The organism is Pseudomonas sp. UBA3153, from assembly GCF_002364635.1.
Taxonomy (GTDB): Bacteria; Pseudomonadota; Gammaproteobacteria; order Pseudomonadales; family Pseudomonadaceae; genus Pseudomonas_O; species Pseudomonas_O kuykendallii.
The window spans coordinates 1-1,002 of record NZ_DEYR01000057.1; the positions used below are offsets into that span (position 1 = coordinate 1).

Here is a 1,002-nt window from a genome sequence, read left to right on the forward strand (position 1 = left end):
TTCCGATCTCCAGGCCGCTGCCCGAGGTGGTGACCAGGGCCATCGGCACGGCGCCGGGCGCTTCGCCGTGCAGGTGCGCGGCGTCGGCGGCGATCCGCTGGCGTAGCGCCGGGTTGCTCGCCGAGAGGTTGCTGGCGGCGCTGGCAACGGTGGAGAAGGCGCCGGCCGAAGGGCGTGGCTGGAACCATTCGGCACCGTCGAAGGGCTGCGCCAGCAGACGGCTGCCGCGCACGTCGCCGGCGGCGTCGCGGATCAGGCTGCCGTTGGCCTGCTCGGGAAACGCCAGTTGCGCGACGGCGGTGACGGCCAGCGGATAGGCGACGCCGGTGATCAGGGTCAGCAGCGCCAGCAGGGTAACGGCGGGGCGGATGTGCGTGAGCATGGGGTTCTCCGGATTCATTGACGATTCCCTCTCCCAAAGGCAGAGGGGGTAAAAGCCTTACACCAGCGTCGTAGGAGGGATTGAGCGCAGCGACCCCATCACCGGCGCATCGCTACGCTCAAGCCAACCTGCGTTCGCGTCATGCCAGTCCCATGGCCGTCAGCAGCAGGTCGAGCGCCTTGATCCCGAGGAACGGCGCGATCAGACCGCCGAGCCCGTAGATCAGTAGGTTGCGCCGCAGCAGGCTGGCCGCGTCGGCGGCCTGCACGCGCACGCCGCGCAGCGCCAGGGGGATCAGCGCGACGATGATCAGCGCGTTGAACACGATGGCCGAGAGGATCGCGCTCTGCGGGCTGTGCAGCTGCATCAGGTTGAGCAGGCCGAGCTGCGGATAGAGGCCGCTGAACAGCGCCGGCAGGATGGCGAAGTACTTGGCGACGTCGTTGGCCACCGAGAAGGTGGTCAGCGCGCCGCGGGTGACCAGCAGCTCCTTGCCGACCCGCACCACGTCGAGCAGCTTGGTCGGGTCCGAGTCCAGGTCGACCAGGTTGGCTGCCTCGCGCGCGGCCTGGGTACCGTCGTTCATCGCCATGCCGACGTCGGCCTGGGCCAGCGCCGGC

The 1,002-nt window shown here is 69.6% G+C and carries 1 protein-coding gene and 1 pseudogene; both read right to left on the minus strand.

The window, feature by feature from the left end; all coding sequences use genetic code 11:
- Positions 1–382, minus strand: a 382-nt coding sequence (locus B2X67_RS13725) for a potassium-transporting ATPase subunit C (protein ID WP_286785840.1), incomplete at its 3' end; no start/stop codon positions are given.
- Between the two features lie 139 nt (positions 383–521).
- Positions 522–1,002, minus strand: a pseudogene (locus B2X67_RS13730) (potassium-transporting ATPase subunit B); the annotation flags it as partial.